The organism is Streptomyces sp. P3 (assembly GCF_003032475.1).
Classification (GTDB): domain Bacteria; phylum Actinomycetota; class Actinomycetes; order Streptomycetales; family Streptomycetaceae; genus Streptomyces.
In genome coordinates, this window is the sequence record NZ_CP028369.1 from 9,582,502 (window position 1) to 9,599,859 (window position 17,358).

Annotated in this window: 16 protein-coding genes; 9 read left to right on the plus strand and 7 right to left on the minus strand. The window is 74.3% G+C overall.

Going from position 1 to position 17,358, the window contains the following annotated elements:
- Positions 1–37 precede the first annotated feature (37 nt).
- Together C6376_RS42415 and C6376_RS42420 are read right to left on the minus strand one after the other, a co-directional pair.
- Positions 38–1,843 carry an ABC transporter ATP-binding protein gene (locus C6376_RS42415; protein WP_107448500.1) on the minus strand — a complete coding sequence of 602 codons (1,806 nt, stop codon included), beginning with the start codon at positions 1,841–1,843 and terminating at the stop codon, positions 38–40.
- On the minus strand, positions 1,840–3,555 hold the full coding sequence (locus tag C6376_RS42420; protein ID WP_107449498.1) for an ABC transporter ATP-binding protein: 1,716 nt from the start codon (positions 3,553–3,555) through the stop codon (positions 1,840–1,842). Before C6376_RS42420 ends, C6376_RS42415 begins: the two co-directional genes overlap by 4 nt.
- Before the next feature lie 313 nt (positions 3,556–3,868).
- Here C6376_RS42420 and C6376_RS42425 point away from each other — a divergent pair, with 313 nt between their 5' ends.
- Complete coding sequence (locus C6376_RS42425; protein ID WP_107448501.1) at positions 3,869–5,524, plus strand: sigma-70 family RNA polymerase sigma factor; 1,656 nt, start codon at positions 3,869–3,871, stop codon at positions 5,522–5,524.
- 60 nt (positions 5,525–5,584) lie between these two features.
- On the opposite strand, the gene C6376_RS42430 is transcribed toward C6376_RS42425, so the two are convergent.
- Positions 5,585–6,433: a pectate lyase gene (locus tag C6376_RS42430; RefSeq protein WP_254076296.1), complete on the minus strand. Its 849-nt coding sequence runs from the start codon at positions 6,431–6,433 to the stop codon at positions 5,585–5,587.
- A 158-nt stretch (positions 6,434–6,591) separates the two neighbouring features.
- Between C6376_RS42430 and C6376_RS42435 the strand changes: the two genes are divergently transcribed.
- Together C6376_RS42435 and gap are read left to right on the plus strand one after the other, a co-directional pair.
- Entirely contained in the window at positions 6,592–7,548 is a 957-nt protein-coding gene (locus C6376_RS42435; RefSeq protein WP_107448503.1) for a GlxA family transcriptional regulator, read from the plus strand.
- A gap of 136 nt (positions 7,549–7,684) precedes the next feature.
- Positions 7,685–8,683, plus strand: a complete 999-nt coding sequence (gene gap, locus C6376_RS42440; protein ID WP_107448504.1) for a type I glyceraldehyde-3-phosphate dehydrogenase — start codon at positions 7,685–7,687, stop codon at positions 8,681–8,683.
- Positions 8,684–8,801: 118 nt separating this feature from the next.
- Here the strand turns inward: gap and C6376_RS42445 are convergent, their stop codons facing one another.
- On the minus strand, positions 8,802–9,761 hold the full coding sequence (locus C6376_RS42445) for a helix-turn-helix transcriptional regulator (protein WP_107448505.1): 960 nt from the start codon (positions 9,759–9,761) through the stop codon (positions 8,802–8,804).
- 269 nt (positions 9,762–10,030) lie between these two features.
- On the opposite strand from C6376_RS42445, the gene C6376_RS42450 reads away from it, so the two are divergent.
- The 6 genes from C6376_RS42450 (at position 10,031) to C6376_RS42465 (ending at position 13,565) form a co-directional block, all read left to right on the plus strand.
- Positions 10,031–10,429, plus strand: a complete 399-nt coding sequence (locus C6376_RS42450; RefSeq protein ID WP_107448506.1) for an ANTAR domain-containing protein — start codon at positions 10,031–10,033, stop codon at positions 10,427–10,429.
- 157 nt (positions 10,430–10,586) lie between these two features.
- Entirely contained in the window at positions 10,587–11,261 is a 675-nt protein-coding gene (locus tag C6376_RS42455) for an alpha/beta hydrolase (protein WP_107449499.1), read from the plus strand.
- Between the two features lie 172 nt (positions 11,262–11,433).
- A complete protein-coding gene (locus C6376_RS44640; RefSeq protein ID WP_173985838.1) occupies positions 11,434–11,610 on the plus strand; it encodes a hypothetical protein in 177 nt (58 codons plus the stop codon).
- A 150-nt stretch (positions 11,611–11,760) separates the two neighbouring features.
- Positions 11,761–12,228, plus strand: a complete 468-nt coding sequence (locus tag C6376_RS46055; protein ID WP_254076297.1) for a cell envelope biogenesis protein OmpA — start codon at positions 11,761–11,763, stop codon at positions 12,226–12,228.
- 91 nt (positions 12,229–12,319) lie between these two features.
- Positions 12,320–12,463: a hypothetical protein gene (locus tag C6376_RS44645; RefSeq protein WP_173985839.1), complete on the plus strand. Its 144-nt coding sequence runs from the start codon at positions 12,320–12,322 to the stop codon at positions 12,461–12,463.
- Positions 12,464–12,725: 262 nt separating this feature from the next.
- Positions 12,726–13,565, plus strand: coding sequence for a class I SAM-dependent methyltransferase (locus C6376_RS42465; protein WP_107448507.1), 840 nt, complete (start codon positions 12,726–12,728; stop codon positions 13,563–13,565).
- 57 nt (positions 13,566–13,622) lie between these two features.
- On the opposite strand, the gene C6376_RS42470 is transcribed toward C6376_RS42465, so the two are convergent.
- From C6376_RS42470 to sigJ, 3 genes are all read right to left on the minus strand, one after another.
- Complete coding sequence (locus C6376_RS42470; RefSeq protein WP_107449500.1) at positions 13,623–13,958, minus strand: hypothetical protein; 336 nt, start codon at positions 13,956–13,958, stop codon at positions 13,623–13,625.
- Between the two features lie 174 nt (positions 13,959–14,132).
- Positions 14,133–16,247 (minus strand): MMPL family transporter, encoded by a 2,115-nt coding sequence (locus tag C6376_RS42475; protein ID WP_173985840.1) that lies wholly within the window; start codon positions 16,245–16,247, stop codon positions 14,133–14,135.
- 40 nt (positions 16,248–16,287) lie between these two features.
- Positions 16,288–17,244: an RNA polymerase sigma factor SigJ gene (gene sigJ, locus C6376_RS42480; RefSeq protein WP_107448509.1), complete on the minus strand. Its 957-nt coding sequence runs from the start codon at positions 17,242–17,244 to the stop codon at positions 16,288–16,290.
- Positions 17,245–17,358: the final 114 nt, after the last annotated feature.

Below are 17,358 nucleotides of genomic sequence, written 5' to 3' on the forward strand. Positions count from 1 at the left end.
TCCGGGTCGGTGGGTGGGTGGGTGCGCGGTCCCTCGGTCAGGAGCCGGGGGTGCGGGTGTCGGACCAGGCCGCCCACAGCGCCGCGTACGGCCCCCCGCCCGCGCGCAGTTCGTCGTGCGTGCCGGTCTCGACGACGCGTCCGCCGTCCATGACGACGACGCGGTCGGCACTCGCCGCCTGACTGAGACGGTGGGCGACGATCAGCGCGGTCCGGCCGTCCACGGCGCGGGCGACGGCCTTCTCCAGGTCTCGGGCGCCGGCGCTGCCCGCCTCGGCCGTGGCCTCGTCCAGGATCACCAGCGGCGGGTCGGTGAGCATCAGCCGGGCCAGCGCCAGCGCCTGGGTCTGCGCGCCGCTGAGCCGGTGTCCGCCGTCGCCGACCACGGTGTGCAGGCCGTCGGGGAGTGCCTCGGCCCAGTCGAGGGCGTCGACGTGTGCGAGCGCGGCCCGCAGTTCGTCGTCGGTGGCGTCCGGCCGGGCCAGGCGCAGGTCGTCGGCGAGGGAGCCGGCGAAGACATGGGTCTCCTGGGTGAGCAGGGTGATCGTGCCCCCCGGGCCCGCCGGGCCCAGTTCGGCCGGCGGCACGCCGCCGACCAGCACGGTGCCCTCGGTGGGCTGCTGGATGCCGGCGACGAGCCGGGCCAGTGTGGTCTTGCCGGCCCCGCTGGCCCCGACGAGCGCCACCCGCTCGCCCGGCCGGATCGTCAGGTCCACGCCGCTGAGCACGGGATGCCCGGGCCGGTAGGCGTGGCCGACCCCGCGCACGGTGACGTCCACGTCGCCGACGGACGCCGGGTGCCGCGGAGCCGAGGGCCGGGGCAGATCCGTGACGCCGACCAGCCGGGCCAGTCCGGCGGTCGCCGACTGGGCGTCGTCGAGGAGGACGAGGGCCGCGTTCACGGGGCCGAAGAGGCTGTGGAAGTACAGGGCCGCCGCGGTCGCCGTACCGATGGACGCCGTCCCCCGGCCGACCAGCCAGCAGCCGGTGGTGAGGACCGCCGCCAGGCCGATGTACTCGGCGACGTGCAGGCGGCTGTAGAAGCCGAGCACCAGCCGGACGCCGCGCATCATCAACGCCACCAGCGCCGCCGACCGTTCGGCCACCCGCTCGGTGTGGGCGTGCTCCAGCCGGAACGCCCGCACGGTGGAGCCGCCCCCGACCGTGTCGAGGAGCTGTTGCTGCTGGGCGCTGCCGGCGACGCGCTGCTCGGCGTAGAGCGGTACGGCCCGGGTGACGTACCAGCGTGCGGTGGCCGCCTGAACCGGCGTCGCCAGCAGCGCCGCCAGCAGGAACCGCCAGTCCAGCAGGGCCAGCGCGCCCAGGGTGAGGACGATGGTGAGCAGGGACCGGGCCAGTTCGGGCAGGGCGCTGCGCACGGCGTCGGCGATGAGCGACACGTCGGCGGTGACCCGGGCGGTGAGATCGCCGGCACCGGCCTTCTCGACCCGGTCCAGGGGGAGGGCCAGGGCGCGTTCGACGAACTGCTCGCGCAGCCGGGCCAGCGTCGTCTCGCCGAGCCGGGAGATCAGCGACAGACCCAGCCCGGTGGTGAGGCCCTGCACGACGGCGACGGCGGCGAGCAGGGCCGCGGTGACCGTGACGGCGTTCGCGGAGCCGCGGTCGGCGGCGAGGTCGACGATCCGGCCCAGCAGCGGCTGCACGAGCAGTCCGACGGCGGTCGCGGCCGTCATCACGGTGAGCGCGGCCAGCGCCAGGCGACGCTGCGGCCGGACGAGTGCCACGACGGCCGCCCGCGTGCGGGCGGGCGAGGCGACGGGCAGGAGCGAGGGCGTGCCCGCCGCCGTCCCGGGCCGGTCGGCGGCCGGCGGGGAACAGGTCATGACAGGACCGCCGTCCGGTAGGGGGCGCAGGCGCTTACGAGTTGTTCGTGGCCGCCGTTCGCGGCGATCCGGCCGCCGTCGAGGAGGACGACCCGGTCGGTGACGGCGAGCAGGGCGGCGCTGTTGGTGACCAGCACGGTGGTGCGGCCCGCGCGGATCTCCCTGATCCCCCCGGCGATGCGGACCTCCGTGACGGCGTCGACGGCCGTCGTGGGTTCGTGCAGGACGAGGACCGGCGCGTCGGCGGCGAGCGCCCGCGCCAGGGCCACCCGCTGGCGCTGGCCGCCCGACAGCGAGTGCCCGCGTGCCGTGACGGGGGTGTCGCAGCCGTCGGGCAGGGTGCGCACGACCTCGTCGGTGGCGGAGGCGGTGAGAACGGCGGCGACCGGGGCGCCGGGCGGCGCGACGGCGGTGACGTTCTCCAGCAGGGTGCCCTCGAACAGGTCCGCGTCGTGCTCGGCGACGAGGAGCGCGGCCCGCAGCTCCGTCAGGTCCATCGCGGTGAGATCCGTGCCGTCCAGTTCGACGGTCCCGGCCTCCGGGTCGCAGCGGCGCCCGAGGCAGCGCAGCAGTGCCGAGGTGTCGGCGGGGTCGGTGGTGACGACGCCGACCGTCTCGCCGGCGCGCACGTCGAGGTGCAGGTCCCGCAGGGGGCCGTGGGCCAGAGCGCGCACCCGCAGCGGCAGCCCGGGTCCGTCGCCCGCGCGCGGCACGGGAGCCCGGCACGGCGCCGGAGCGGGGGACACGGCACGCTTCGCTTCGAGGACGCCCGCGATCCGGCCGGCGGAGGCGCGGCCCTGGGCCAACTCGGCGTACACCCAGGAGAATTCGGAGAGCGGGCCGATGAGGAACAGGGCGAGCGCTACGGACGAGACGAGTTCGCCGACGCCGATGTCCCCGCGTGCCGCGAGCCGCCCTCCGACCAGCGCGACCAGTGCGAGGAACAGACCCGTCAGGACGGTCACCACCGCGTTCTGCCAGGCCTCGGCGCGGGCTGCGCGCAGGGTGGCGGTCAGGGACTCCCGGCTGATCCGCCGGTAGCGGGAGGCGGCCGTGCGCTCGGCGCCGATGCCTTTGAGGATCCGCAGCCCCGCCACCAGGTCCGCCGCCACTCCCGAGGCCCGCGCCGCCTTTTCCTGCTCGGTCTCGCTGCGCCGCTCCAGCGGCCTGCTCAGCAGGTGGGCGAGCCACAGGAGCAGCGGGGCGCCCGTCAGGACGAGGAGCCCGAGGGGGAGGGACACGCCGAGCAGGACGGCGGCGCCGACGGCCAGACCGGTCGCGGACGCGATGGCGACGATCAGGGCCATCATGACGGCGCCGACCCGTTTGGCGTCCTCCGTCGCGATGGTGGCCAGCTCACCCGGCAACCGGCCCTCCTCCGCGCCCCCTTCGGGGGCGAGGACACGGGCCACCAGTTCGGCCCTGAGCCGGTGGGCGGTGGTCAGGGAGGCGCGTTCACCGGCCCGTGCGCTGCCGCGGAAGCTGACGGAGAGTCCGACGTAGACCGCGGCCAGGATGCCCAGCCACAAAAGGAGACCGGGCACGTCTCCTTCCACGACGCCCTCGTCGACGGCCAGTCCGATGAGCACCGGCACGAGGGCCTCACCCGTCTGGTGGCCCATGCCGAGGACGGCGCCCAGGGCGACGTCGCGGCGCTGTTCGCGCACGGCCCGGTGCAGGACTCTCCGGCCGGGCGGCTCCGGTTTCCTCACGTTTCCCTCCGGACCGATGGCGCACGGCACTTGGCGACGTCCTCGATGAACTTAGGTTAGCCTAACTTCATTTGTCCATCGGTGCCAGCACTCCTCGCCGGTTCCCTCGCGCGTCCGTGGCGTTCAGGCGTCCGCGCAGGCGTGGTCCGCTCCCGGTCCGCCGCCGCGGTGTGACCGCCTCCATTGCGCCCGCACCGCCGCAGCGGCGACTCTCTCCTCGCACGTTTTTCCGAAGAACCGTTATCCGGTGCTCCCGCGGTGATCCCCGAAGCGAGGGACAGCATCGTTCGGAGTCGAGGACAGGGAAGCAGCAATGAGCGAACGGCACACGATCGACGCCACGGAGCTGGTGCGGGCCGCCCGGGCGGGCGACCAGGCGGCTCAGGACGCGCTCGTCGGCGCCTACCTCCCGCTGGTCTACAACATCGTGGGCCGGGCGTTGAACGGTTCGGTGGACGTGGACGACGTCGTGCAGGACACCATGCTGCGCGCCCTCGACTCGCTTGGCGCGCTGCGGTCGCCCGAGAGCTTCCGCTCCTGGCTGGTGGCCATCGCGATGAACCAGGTCCGCGCGCACTTCAACCGCCTCCAGCCCGCTCAGGGCGGCATGGAGGAGGCCGACGAGGTGGCCGATCCGGGCGCCGACTTCGTGGACCTGACCATCGTGCAGCTGCAGTTGTCCGGCCAGCGGCAGGAGACCGCGCGCGCCACGCGCTGGCTGGAGCCCGACGACCGCGGCCTGCTGTCCCTGTGGTGGCTGGAGTGCGCCGGCGAGCTGACCCGCGCCGAGATCGCCGACGCCCTTTCGCTGACACCGCCGCACACGGCCGTACGCGTGCAGCGGATGAAGGCGCAGCTGGAGGCGGCGAGGGTGGTGGTGCGGGCGCTGGACGCGCAGCCGCCGTGCGCGGAACTGCGGGGCGCCCTCGCGGACTTCGACGGCCGGCCCTCGGCGTTGTGGCGCAAGCGCATAGCCCGCCACGCCCGCGGCTGCGCCAGGTGCTCGGGCCTGTGGAGCGGACTGCTGCCCGCGGAGGGACTGTTGGCCGGGCTGGCGCTGGTCGCCGTGTCGTCCGCGCTCCTGGTGAGGACCCCCGGCGCCGCCGACACCGTCGCGCTGGCCGCCTCGGCCGCCCCGGCGTCCGCGGACGGGGATCCCTCCGTGATCGTGCGGAAGTCCCGTCGTGCCTCCGGGGACCGAACGGTCTCCCGCAGCGCGGCGCGCCGCCGACGGCGCACGCGGCGGCGGGCGGTCGGCACGGCGGTGGTGGCCGCGTGCGTGGCGGGCGGCGGGCTCTACTACTTCGGGACGCAGCCGGGGACGGGGTCCCGGGAGAGCACCGCGGTGCAGCCCGCGGACGACGCACTGATCTCCGACCGGCCCTCCCCGGACGCCGGCCGCACGAGTGCGTCGCCCTCGCCGTCCGCGTCGGTCTCCGCCTCGCCGTCGGCCTCGAAGTCACCGGCCGCGAGCGCCTCGCCGAGCGCCCGCCCCTCCCGCAGCGCCCCGGTGAAGGCGCCGGCGAAGCCGGCCGCCGGCGCGGGGCGGTCCGCCTCGAAGACGCCGTTCACGCAGTCGGGCCCGTCCGACCGTGAGAGTCAGGTGATCGCCCTGGTCAACAAGGAACGGGCGGCCGCGGGTTGCGGTCCCCTCACGGGAGACGCGCTGCTGCGCAAGTCCGCCCAGGGACACTCGGACGACATGGCCGCGCGCGACTTCTTCGACCACACCAACCCCGACGGCGCCGACCCCGGCCGGCGCATCACCGCCGCCGGCTACCGCTGGTCCACGTACGGCGAGAACATAGCCAAGGGGCAGCAGACGGCGCAGTCGGTGATGACGTCCTGGATGAACAGTCCCGGCCACCGTGCCAACATCCTCAACTGCGACTTCAAGAACATCGGCGTGGGCATCCACGACGGAGCCGGCGGCCCGTGGTGGACGCAGAACTTCGGCGCCAAGCTGTGACCGGGTGACCGGGTGACCGGGTGACCCGGATACCGGGTCCGGCGGGCCGTGACCGCGTGCTCACCGGAAGGTGACGTCGGACTCCTCGAAGAGACAGTTCACTTGGTCGGGTCCGGCGTCCGCCTTCGCCGGGTCGCCGCCGGTGACCCCCTCGAACTTCTGGCAGGGCACGATGTCCCGGCCCGGGTCGCCGACCACGGTGACGCCGCTCAGCCGGGCGGTGTCACCGAAGTTGCCGTTGACGCCGACCAGTTCGCGGCCGGGAGCGGTGGCCGTGACGTTCTCCAGCACCACGTCCCGCCGGAACTGCTCACCGCAGTCGCCGCAGGAGCGCACCAGTTCCCCGAAGCCGGCCACGGCGAAGTCGCGGACGGTCAACGTGCCCGCCCCGTCGAACCGGAACACCGTGCCCGCCGCGTCGGCGGCGCCGCCGCCGCTGACGGTGTACACGGCGTCCGCGGACCTGCCGAGGAAGGCGGCCGCGTGCTCGCCGACGTCCTCCCAGTACACGTTCTCCAGGGTGCAACTGCCCAGGCAGCGCACGCCGGCGGCGGCGGGAGCGCCCAGGACGACGTTCTTCAGGACGGCGCCGTCCGCCAGCTCGAACAGCGGTGTACGGCCTGCCTGCCGACCGTCACCGCCCAGGGCCCCCGCTCCGGTGAACCGGGTCCGCGCGCCGTCGAGGACGCCGGTGACCCGCCGGGTCGCGGTCAGCCGCACCTCACTCGCGGTCCGGGGTACGGCGAGGGCGCGGGCTCCGGCCGGTGCGGCGGCCGCCCCGGATTCCCCGCTCGCGAGGGCCGCCTGCGCCGCCAGGGTGACCGCGAGGACGCCGGCCGCGGCGGCGGCGATCAGCGGGGTCCGGTTCTGACGCCTGCGGTGACCGGAGTGGGGGGAATGAGCTGTCACGTGAGCACCGCGCCTTTCCACGAACCGTCGCAGAGCCATACGCGCACGGCCGCGGGCGTGTTCACCGCCCGGCCCGCCGCGGTGCTCCCTCCCCATGACGCCTTCGACGCCTCGCCGCGGCGGACGCGCTCCGGTGCTCGCCCCGTACCCTGTGGCGAATGTCGTCCTCCCGCCTCCGGCGCGTCGCCGTCCTCGTGCTCGACGGAGCGAAGCCCCTCGACGTCGGCATCCCGGCGCAGGTGTTCACGACCCGCGCGAGCATGCCGTACGAGGTCCGGGTCTGCGGTGCGGCGCCCGGACCGGTGAGCGGCGGCGACGGACTGTCCTACCACGTCGCCCACGGGCTGGAGGCGCTCGAGTGGGCCGACGTCGTCTTCATCCCCGGTTACCGGTTCCCCGACCGCGACGACCCGCCGCAGGCCGTCGTCGCCGCGCTGATCGCCGCCCACGCCCGGGGCGCCCGGCTCGCCGCCATCTCGACCGGCGCCTTCGCGCTCGCCGCCACCGGGCTGCTCGACGGCCGGCGCGCCACGACGCACTGGCACTACGCGCGGGCGCTCGCGGCGAGGCATCCGCACGTCCGGGTCGACGAGAACGTCCTCTTCGTCGACGAGGGCAGTGTGCTCACCTCGGCCGGCGCCGCCTCCGGCATCGACCTCTGTCTGCACGTCCTGCGCCGCGACCTCGGGGTGGCGGCCTCCAACCACGCGGCCCGGCGGCTGGTCGCGGCCCCCTACCGCAGCGGCGGACAGGCGCAGTACGTGCCCCGCAGCGTGCCGGAGCCGCTGGGCGAGCGGTTCGCCGCCACCCGCGAGTGGGCCCTGCACCGGCTCGACGAGCCCCTGACCCTCGAGGCGATGGCCCGCCACGCGGCGGTCTCCGAGCGCACCTTCTCGCGGCGCTTCGTCGAGGACACCGGGTACACGCCGATGCAGTGGATCATGCGTGCCCGTATCGACGCGGCCCGTGAGCTGCTCGAGCGCTCCGAGCGCGGGGTCGAGCAGATCGCGAACGACGTCGGGCTCGGCACGGGCGCGAATCTGCGGACGCACTTCCAGCAGATCCTCGGCACCACGCCGAGCGAATACCGGCGCACCTTCACCCGGGGCGAGTAGCCGTACTCCCGGGCGAGCGGCGGCGAGCCGAGCCGCCGACGCGGTTGGCGGGATCCTTTCGAACCGTGGCGCTCACGCCGTGGCCGACGCCACCCGTACCGCGCGAGGCTGGTGGCGAACCGAAGGGACACCACTCATGACTCGCATCGCCGTCAACGGATTCGGCCGCATCGGACGCAACGTGCTGCGTGCGCTCCTCGAACGCGACAGCGACCTCGAGATCGTCGCCGTCAACGACCTCACCGAGCCCACCGCCCTCGCGCGGCTGCTGGCCTTCGACTCCACGTCCGGCAGGCTCGGCCGGCCGGTCACCGTCGAGGACGGCGCCCTCGTCGTCGACGGCCGCCGTATCAAGGTGCTCGCCGAGCGCGAGCCGGCCCAGCTGCCGTGGGCCGACCTCGACGTCGACATCGTGCTGGAGGCGACCGGCCGTTTCACCTCCGCGAAGGCCGCCCGCGCCCACCTCGACGCGGGCGCGCGCAAGGTGCTCGTCAGCGCGCCCTCGGACGGCGCCGACGTCACCCTCGCCTACGGCGTCAACACCGACGCCTACGACCCCGAGCTCCACACGATCGTCTCGAACGCGTCCTGCACCACCAACGCGCTCGCCCCGCTGGCCGCCGTCCTCGACGGTCTCGCCGGCATCGAGCACGGTTTCATGACGACCGTGCACGCCTACACGCAGGAGCAGAACCTCCAGGACGGCCCGCACCGCGACCCGCGCCGCGCGCGTGCCGCCGGCGTCAACATCGTCCCGACCACGACGGGCGCCGCCAAGGCGATCGGGCTCGTGCTGCCGAACCTCGACGGCAAGCTGTCCGGCGACTCGATCCGGGTGCCGGTCCCCGTGGGGTCGATCGTCGAACTGAACACGACCGTCGCCCGCGAGGTGACGCGCGACGAGGTGCTGGCGGCCTACCGCACCGCGGCCGAGGGGCCGCTGGCCGGCGTCCTCGAGTACTCGGAGGACGCGCTGGTGTCGTCCGACATCACCGGCAACCCGGCGTCGTCGATCTTCGACTCGGCCCTCACCCGCGTCGACGGCCGCCACGTCAAGGTGGTCGCCTGGTACGACAACGAGTGGGGGTTCTCGAACCGAGTGATCGACACCCTCGAACTGCTCGCCGCCCGCTGACCCGCGACGGCCGGACCGAGCGCTGATCGGCGCGCCCGCCGGGGGCGCCGGTCCCGGACCGGGTGCCGGTCCGCCTGCCAGGCCCGCCGTACGACGACCCGGGTCGGTCCGGCCCGGGTCAGCCGCTCCGGAGGGTCTGGCCCGGGCTGCGCAGATAGGTCTCGCGGTAGAGCGCGGCGAAGCGGCCCGGGTGGTGGAAGCCCCAGCGGGCCGCGATGCCGGTGACCGTCGCCCCCTCGTGCGGGGCGGCGGCCTGCAGTTCCCGGTGGGCGTGGGACAGCCGGACACGGCGCACATGGGCCAGCGGGGTGCTGTCCAGGTGGCGGCTGAAGGCGTACTGGAGGGCGCGGACGGTGACGTGCGCCGCCGCCGCGATGTCGGCGACGGTGATCGGCTGGTCGGCGTGGTCGTCGATGTACGCCAGCGCGCGGCGCAGCATGTCCGGGTGCGCGTCGCGCCGGTCGGCGGCCGTGGGGTCGGTCAGCGCCGTGTTGGGGAACGCGGCGAGCACGTTCGCGGCCAGGTGCTGGGCCGCCGTCGACGCGATCAGCGGCTGCTCGGCGAGCGCCGGGTCGGCCAGGATGTGGTCGCGCACGTAGGAGATCGTGCCCCGCAGGCGTCTGCCCGCTTCGGGGGAGTGCGGCCGGTGCCCGGTCAGCCGGACCGGCTCGGTGACGGCGGTTCCCGCGGTGGCGGCCACCTGGGTCAGCAGGTCGGTGTCCAGCATGGTGATGTTGTAGCGGGCACGGCAGATGCGGCCCGCATAGGACTGCGTCGGCGGCGCGAAGGAGACCACGTCCCCGGGGCCGAAGGAGTCCTCCACCCCCGGGTAGACGTGGTCGCGGATGGTGCCCTCGTGGACCACGCACAGACAGATCCGGCCCAGCGGCGTGACGGCGTAGCTCATGTCGAAGTCGAGGTCGAGCTCGTCGACGGTGACCGCGCCGAGGTCCCCGCGGCTGATCCGCGCCCTGCTGGTCTCGGGAGTGCTGCTGCCGATGCGCATGGTGGCGTAGGCGCGGCTGAGGAAGTCCTCGGTCAGCTCGAGGTCGTCACTGTCGAACGTGAGCGTGTGCATGCGCCCGGATCTCCTCGCCACGGGGCGATCTGCCCCTCTCGGCCTACATCTGCCCCGCGTACGGTTCCGGATGCCTGTGGGGGAGGCGTGGAGGGTGTGTTTTTTTCGTTGCGCGGACTGCCGCCCTCGATGTCGTTCGTTCACGGGATCGCGGGGCGGCGGTGCGGGGGCCCAGGCTGGTGACGACGTCCCGCTCGCGGACGTCACCACGCAGGCTTTCGTCTGCGGACGGGCGACTGTCGGGGACTGAGGAGGAAGAGCGACCTCGCATGCCGGAGAACGACGAACTCGTACGGAGAGTGGCCGCGCTCGAGCAAGAGGTGGAGCAGCTCCGTCAAGCCCTGACCTCGCACGCCGTCATCGATCAGGCGATCGGTGTGGTCGCGGCGGTGTGCCGGCTTCCGTCCCAGGAGAGCTGGGACGTGCTGAAGCAGGTCTCCCAGCACACCAACATCAAGTTGCGCGAGGTGGCCCACCTGGTGCTGCGCTGGGTGGAGTGCGGCCGCCTGCCCGACGAGATCCGCCCCGTGATGCGCGCCGCGGTGGTCCGCACCCGGGAGCGGTCCGGGGCCGTCGGCGCACCCGGCGAGTCCGGGCCATCCGCGCCCGAGCAGCCCTGTGCCCGCCCCGGGCGAGCCGTCGCTCCTGCGGACCCGGGCCGTCTCTGACATCCTCGGCCGTGTCCGCCGGGCCGGCCGGGAGGTGTCCCGGGACGTCCGCGGCGGTCCGGGGCGAGCTACGGGAGGCGGCGGGGCAGTGGGCGAAGAGGCAGCGGGCGCAGGAACAGCGGGCACGACCGGTACGGTCGGGGCGGTCGGTACCGCGTTGGTGGTGCGGCGCCGGCCGGCGGCGCGTGCCGGGGCCGCGGTGCTGGTGCTGCACGGCGGCCGGGAGCACAGCCGCAGGACGTCGAAGGCCTGGCACCTGGCCGCTCTGCGCATGCGTCCCGTCCTGCGCGCCGCCGTCGCGTCGACGGACCGCCGGGACGTCCTCGTGGGCGAGGTGCGCTACCGCTACCAGGGCTGGAACGCCACCGCGGACCCGGTGGACGACACGGCACGAGCCCTCGACGAACTGCGGCGCCTCGCCAGCGAGGTGCCCGTGACCCTGGTCGGTCACTCGATGGGGGGCCGGGCCGCGCTGCGTGCGGCCGCCGACCCGGCGGTGCGGGGTGTGCTTGCGCTGGCGCCGTGGTGCCCGCCCGGCGAACCCGTCGACCACCTCGCCGGGACGCGGATCGTCGTCCTGCACGGCGACCGGGACCGGGTCACCGACCCCGGGGCGTCCGAGGAGTACGTGCGGCGGGCCAGGTCGGCGGGCGCGCGGGCCGGTCTCGTCCTCGTCCGCGGGGGCGACCACGCGATGCTCCGGCGCGGCGCCGACTGGCACCGCGCCACGGCCGCGATCGTCGCGCAGCTGCTGCGGGCACAGTCGGCGCCTGGCTCCCTGGAAGGCCTGGCCGGCCGGGCCTGCGCGGCAAGGGACCCGCTGTCCTGGTGACGCCGCACGCCGCCGCCGCCCGGGCGCCGCACAGCCCTCCACGGGCCCCGAGTCACGCGCACCGCGGCGCATCGGGGACAATACGATGATGTCGCCGTTCGGCGGTTCCGCTGCCGGGCCGTCAGGCGACTGCCCGTAAGCGCCGGTTCGACCCGAAAGAAGAGCCTCCTCGGTGACCCCCGTCTTCGACGACACCCCGATCTACCACCGCCTCGTCAGCGAACGAGGTGATGTGCCCGCACAGGTGCGCGGCGAGGCCGAACGCATCCGCCGCGACCTGGACCGGGTCATGAGCGCGCCGTCCTCCTTCACGCCGGGCCTGCCCGCGCCGCGGGGGTTCTTCTCCTGACGTCGTGAGGATCCGTCAGGCGCCGCAAGGGCGACGGCACTCGAGGGACGGCCCGTTGTCAGTGGTGTGATGAAGGATGCCACCGGAGAGAGATCAACTCCGGCTCGGCCGGGTAGGCGGTCTCCAGTCCCCGTCCAGGAAAGGTCACCGATGATGCCGACCACCGCCAATCGCCGGCCAGCCGCGGCACGACGTCTGCCCCTCCCGGACGAGCGCGGTGCGGGGACCGCCACGCGCAAGGCTCCCTCCCGCCCCGCGGAGCCGCCGAGCCGTGCCGGAGCCGACATCCTGCGCATCGTCTCCGATCCGCGTACCCCCGTCTTCGTCACCGAGCACGCGAACGGCCGGCGCATCTACGGCTATTGGCGGCCGCTGGACGCGGGAAGCGGCCGGGGAGGCTGCTATGTCGCCCTGTCCCGCGCCGAGTGCGACGCGCTGCACGCCGCCGGACGCATCACGCTCGGCGAGCCCGTCGCGGATCCCGCGAAGACGACCTACCGGGTGCGGCCGGCCCGTACCGCGCCCGCGGCCGCGCGGACCGCGCCCGTACCCGTCCGCACTCCGGTCGGCCAGGTGACGCGCGGCCTCGGCGTGGCGTCGGCGGCACGGTGCGCGTGATCCCGCGCCCGACCGGCCTGTTCGACCCGTTCGGGGGTAGCACTGAGTCGAGACGACGAACGACGTCGACGGACCCCACGGGAGCAGAGCGATGAGCCTCATCCAGCGCATCAAGACGTTCGCCCGAAGCCCTCAGGGGCAGCGCACGATCGAGCAGGCGCGGCGTGCCGCGGCCGACCCGCGCCGCCGCGCCCAGGCGCGCGGCCTCCTGGCCCGGCTGCGCGGCCGCCGCTGACGCCTCCTCACGGGCCCGGCGGGCCGACGCCGTGCGGTGAGCGGACCCGCACGCGCGCGGGGCAGTCGCCGCGGACCCGCGCCGGGGGCGTGGCCGGCGCGACGCAGCGGCGAACCGTACGGGGGACAACCCGTTCGGGAGGAACTCGGTACCGGGACCACGGCAGGTGGAATACTTGCCGGTCATGACGGACGGGACAGGGCGACCGCCCGAAGCCCGCGGATGACGCCGGAGTCCGTGAGGCGGGCGGCGGGGAGACGGGATGCCTGACGGCTGGGAGTGGGACAGCTCGCTGTTCCGGGGCAGCGCGGCCTACTACGAGCGGGGCAGACTCCCGTACGCTCCCGGCTTGGCCGAGACCGTCGCCGACGCCCTCGCTCTGGACGGCCGGGGCAGACTCCTCGACGTGGGCTGCGGCCCTGGCACCGCGCTGCTCACCCTCGCGCCCCACTTCGCCGAGGCGGTGGGCGTCGACCCGGACGAGGACATGCTGGCCGAGGCCGAACGCCGGGCCGGCCGTCTCGGTGTCACCGCCCGCTGGGTGGCCGCCCGTGCCGAGGACCTCCCGGCGGGGCTCGGTCGGTTCCGGGCGGTGGTGTTCGCCCAGTCCTTCCACTGGACCGACCGGGACCGCGTCGCCGCCACGGTGCTGCGGATGCTGGAGCCGGGAGGCTCCTTCGTCCTGGTCAGCGACCACGGACACGGGGACGCGCCCCCCGAGCAGGAACCGCTGCCGTCGCCGGCGCCCCCGTACGACCGGATCGCCGCCCTCGTGCGCCGATATCTCGGACCGGTGCGCCGGGCAGGACGCGGACGGCTCCTGAACGGAACGCCGAACCGGGAGGACCTCGTCATGGCCCGGGCCGGGTTCGTGGACTTCCGGCGACATGTCGTGCCGGCCGGCACGGTGGTCGAGCGCACCGCGGACGACATCGTGGCGTGGGCGTTCTCCCGGTCCGACTCCGCGCCCCATCTCTTCGGCGACCGGCTGGGTGACTTCGAGCGGGATCTGCGCGCCCTCCTGCGGCAGGAGGCGCCCGACGACCGCTTCGCCGAACGCCTCCCGGCCACCGAGATCATGACCTGGCGGAAGCCCCGCTGACCCGACCGGCGGGAGGTGGGCGGCAGGCCCCGCGCCCAGCGCCCGGACGCCTCTCGCTCACTCCGGGAACGCCACCGCGTCCTTCTGCAGACGCACGGCCGCCAGCAGGCTCAGTTCCGGCTCCGCCTTGCGCAGCGCCTTCACCGCCGAGACCGAGGCCAGGTCGCCGGTGAAGCCGGCCGAGGCGAGCCGGGAACGGACCCAACGGGCGCGCAGCTGACCTTCGGTGGCGGCGGCGGTGGACCCGACCAGCGCGGCGGCGCGTTCCAGTCCGGGGCGCTCCTCGGGCGAGGCCTCGGCGAGCGCCTGCCGAAGGGCGGCCGCCACCAGGTCCGAGTCCCGGATGAGCAGTACGACGTCCTGTTTCCTGCTGAGTCCCGCGAGTCCCGTCATGCCGGTCATCGTGGCCGCCGTGTCCCGCTCCTGCCAAGCGACTTGAGGAGCCTCAGAGGAAGCAGCCGTCGCCCTGGCCGCTCCTCCTGCGCCAGGTCGGTGAGCCCGCCACGCCGGCGCCGGTCGTCTGCCCGGTCAGGACCGTCACGTGCCCGGGAGCGTGCCCCGGAGCCGTCACGTCCCTCGAAGCAGCGGCTCGCGCGCGGGTCCGCCCGTCGACGACGTCGGCGGCGGCGGGTCCTGACGCCGGAACAGCCGGCCGGGCCACCACATCCACCGGCCCACGTCCAGCGTCAGCGCGGTCACCAGCACCGAACGGACGACGAGGGTGTCCAGCAGTACCCCGAACGCCACCGCGAACCCCAGCTCGGCCGCGAACACCAACGGCAGCGAGGCCATCGCCGCGAACGTGCCGGCCAGCACGAGCCCGGCCGACGTGATGACACCCCCGGTCGCGGACAGCCCGGTCAGCGCGCCGCGCCGGGTGCCGTGCAGCAGCGCCACCTCGCGCACCCGGGTGACGAGGAAGATGTTGTAGTCGATGCCCAGCGCGACCAGGAACACGAACGTCAGCAGCGGGAAGGACGCCTCCGTCCCGGCGAAGCCGAACACGTGCCGGAACACCAGGCCGCTGACCCCGAGGGCCGCCGCGAACGACAGCACCACCGTCGCCATCAGCAGCAGCGGTGCGACGACCGCCCGCAGCAGCAGCGTGAGGACGAGGAACACCACGACCAGCACGATGGGAATGATCACCGCGGAGTCGCGGGCGGCGGCGTTCTGCGTGTCGAGCAGGATCGCGGTGTTGCCGCCCACCTGGGCCCGAGCGCCCTCGATGGGGTGGACGGCGGCCCGGGCACGTTCGACGGTACGCATCGCGGCGGTGCTGCTGGGGTCGTCCTCGAGCTCCGCGAGCATCATCGCCGTCGCGTCCCCGACCATCGGCGCCGAGACCCCGGCGACTCCCGGGACCGCGGCCAGCGCGGATCTCACCGGCTCCGCGAACGCCGCGTCGGCCACCACGAGGAGAGGGTCACCCGCTCCGGCCGGGAAGTGCGCCGACATGATCTCCTCGCCGGCGACCGACTGCGGCCGGCCGGTGAACTGATCCGTACCGGACAGTCCGTCGGACCTCAGTCCGAACATGCCCGTCGCCATGACGCCGAGGAGGAGAGCGGTACCGATCCACACCGTCCGGGGCCGGCCCGCGACGGCGGCGCCGACCCGGTCCCACAGGCCCTGCCCGGCCGCTGTGCCCGCCCCCCGCGACGGCCGCACCGGCCAGAAGATCCACCGCCCGCAGGCCACCAGCAGGGCGGGCATCAAAGTGACCATGGCGACCAGTCCGACGAGGACGCCGACGGCGCAGGCCGGACCGAGCCCCTGCGTGGAGTTGAGGGTGGCCAGCATCAGCAGCAGCAGGCTCACCGCGACGGTGCCGGCGCTCGCGACGATCGCGGAGACCGACCGGCGCAGCGCCTCGGCCATCGCCTCGTGGCGGTCCTCGTGCCGCAGCAGCTCCTCCCGGTACCGGGAGATCAGCAGCAGGCCGTAGTCGGTCGCGGCCCCGAACACCAGCACCGTCAGGATGAAGCCGGTCTGCTTGTTGACGGTGAGTCCGGCGTGCCGCGCCAGCAGGTAGATCACCGCCTCCGAGGTGACCAGAGCCCCGCCCGCGGTCAGCAGCGGCAGCAGGGGCAGCACCGGACTGCGGTAGGTGAGCAGCAGGATGACCACCACCACAGCGGCGGTGATCGTCGTCAGACCGCCGCCACCACCGAAGGCCCTGATGGAGTCGGAGGCCTGCCCGGCCGGCCCGGTGACGTGGAATCCGAGCCCGTCCGCGTCGGTCTCGCCCACCTCGGTGAGCGCGTCCACGACCTTGCCGACGCCCTCCCAGCCGGTCCTGTCCTTGCGTACCTGGACAACGGTCCGGATCGCCCTGCCGTCCCGCGCCTTCACCGGGCCCTGCGGCTGCCCGACCACGTTCGCGACACCCTTGAAGGCCTCGGCGTCGGCCCGGGCCTTGCCCATGTCGGCAGCCGAGACGCCTTCCGGGCGGTCGTAGAGCACGATCGCGGGCAGGGTGTCGGCGGGCCGCAACCGCTCGGCCCGGGCGACGGCCTCGGTCGACTCGGCGTGGTCGGGCAGCCAGGCCGCGTTGTCGTTCTCCTCGACGTCGCCGAGCCGGCCGGCCAGCAGGAGAGCCGGGATCAGGACGAGCGTCCAGACGGCGAGGACGACCCATTTCGCCGTTCTGCCGCCGGGCCAGGACACCATTCTTCGCATCACGTGGATTCCTCGTGGTTCGGTCGACGCCGGCCGGGCGTCAGTCGACGTGGGAGAGCTTGTCGGGATTGGCGACCGCGTAGATGCCGCACACCTGGTCGCCGTCCGGAGTGAGATCGAGGACGAGGACGGCGTAGGGGGTGTCGCCGAGGAACAGCACTGCGGACGGGTCGCCGTTGACGCTGCGATAGGCGATGTGGAGCCCTTGGCCCGAGCGGGGCGCGACGGCGGCGAACAGCCGGGCGACCTTGTCCCGGCCGTGCAGCGGTCGCAGGCCGCCCACCCCCCTGCCGCCGCCGTCGCCCCACAGGGTGACGTCCGGCGCCAGCATCCGCAGGAGCGCGTCGAGGTCACCGCCGAGCGCGGCGGCCAGGAACCGCTCGGTCACCTGCTGCCGCAGGCGCGCGTCGGGTTCGTAGCGGGGCCGGCGGGCGTGCACGTGCTCCCGGGCCCGATGCGCGAGCTGACGGATCGCCGCGGGGCTGCGGCCGAGGATCTCCGCGATCTCGGTGTGGGCGTAGCCGAACACCTCGTGCAGCACGAACACCCCGCGTTCCAGCGGGGTCAAAGTCTCCAGGACCACCAGCAGAGCCATCGACACCGACTCGGCGCGCAGGGTCGCGTCGGCGGCGTCGTCGGGCGCGGGAGTCGTGGCGAGGGGGCCGACGAGCGGTTCGGGGAGCCAGGGGCCCACGTAGGTCTCGCGACGGCGGTCGACGGCGTCCCGGTGGGCGAGCGCCGCGTTCACGGCGATCCGCACCAGGTAGGCGCGCGGGTGGTCGATCCGCTCCGCGCCCGGCGCCCGGTGCCGGGCCGCCCAGGACAGCCAGGTCTCCTGCAGTACGTCCTCGGTGTCGGCGACACTGCCGAGCATGTTGTAGACGAGGGAGAACAGCAGCTCACGGTGGTCGTGGAAGACCTGTGTCACACCGGGGTCCACCGCCTCGGGGTCCACCGCCTCGGGGTGCTCCGGCGAGCCGGGCAGGGGGTCGTGCATTCTCGGGCCTTCCGTCGCGGGTGCGTTGCGAACTGAGAGTGCGCGAGCGGGCCCGAGTGTGACGTCGGCGGCCGAAGTGTGATCCACCTCTCACATGCCCCGCGCACCCGACTC

Bases quoted from the DNA above. Each gene is read 5' to 3' on its own strand.
- C6376_RS42450 (WP_107448506.1), top strand. From the start codon at position 10,031: ATGCCGGAGAACGACGAACTCGTACGGAGAGTGGCCGCGCTCGAGCAA.
- C6376_RS42425 (WP_107448501.1), top strand. From the start codon at position 3,869: ATGAGCGAACGGCACACGATCGACGCCACGGAGCTGGTGCGGGCCGCC.
- C6376_RS42445 (WP_107448505.1), bottom strand. From the start codon at position 9,761: ATGCACACGCTCACGTTCGACAGTGACGACCTCGAGCTGACCGAGGAC.
- C6376_RS42470 (WP_107449500.1), bottom strand. From the start codon at position 13,958: ATGACGGGACTCGCGGGACTCAGCAGGAAACAGGACGTCGTACTGCTC.
- C6376_RS42465 (WP_107448507.1), top strand. From the start codon at position 12,726: ATGCCTGACGGCTGGGAGTGGGACAGCTCGCTGTTCCGGGGCAGCGCG.
- gap (WP_107448504.1), top strand. From the start codon at position 7,685: ATGACTCGCATCGCCGTCAACGGATTCGGCCGCATCGGACGCAACGTG.
- C6376_RS42415 (WP_107448500.1), bottom strand. From the start codon at position 1,843: ATGACCTGTTCCCCGCCGGCCGCCGACCGGCCCGGGACGGCGGCGGGC.
- C6376_RS42435 (WP_107448503.1), top strand. From the start codon at position 6,592: ATGTCGTCCTCCCGCCTCCGGCGCGTCGCCGTCCTCGTGCTCGACGGA.
- C6376_RS42475 (WP_173985840.1), bottom strand. From the start codon at position 16,247: ATGCGAAGAATGGTGTCCTGGCCCGGCGGCAGAACGGCGAAATGGGTC.
- sigJ (WP_107448509.1), bottom strand. From the start codon at position 17,244: ATGCACGACCCCCTGCCCGGCTCGCCGGAGCACCCCGAGGCGGTGGAC.
- C6376_RS44645 (WP_173985839.1), top strand. From the start codon at position 12,320: ATGAGCCTCATCCAGCGCATCAAGACGTTCGCCCGAAGCCCTCAGGGG.
- C6376_RS46055 (WP_254076297.1), top strand. From the start codon at position 11,761: ATGATGCCGACCACCGCCAATCGCCGGCCAGCCGCGGCACGACGTCTG.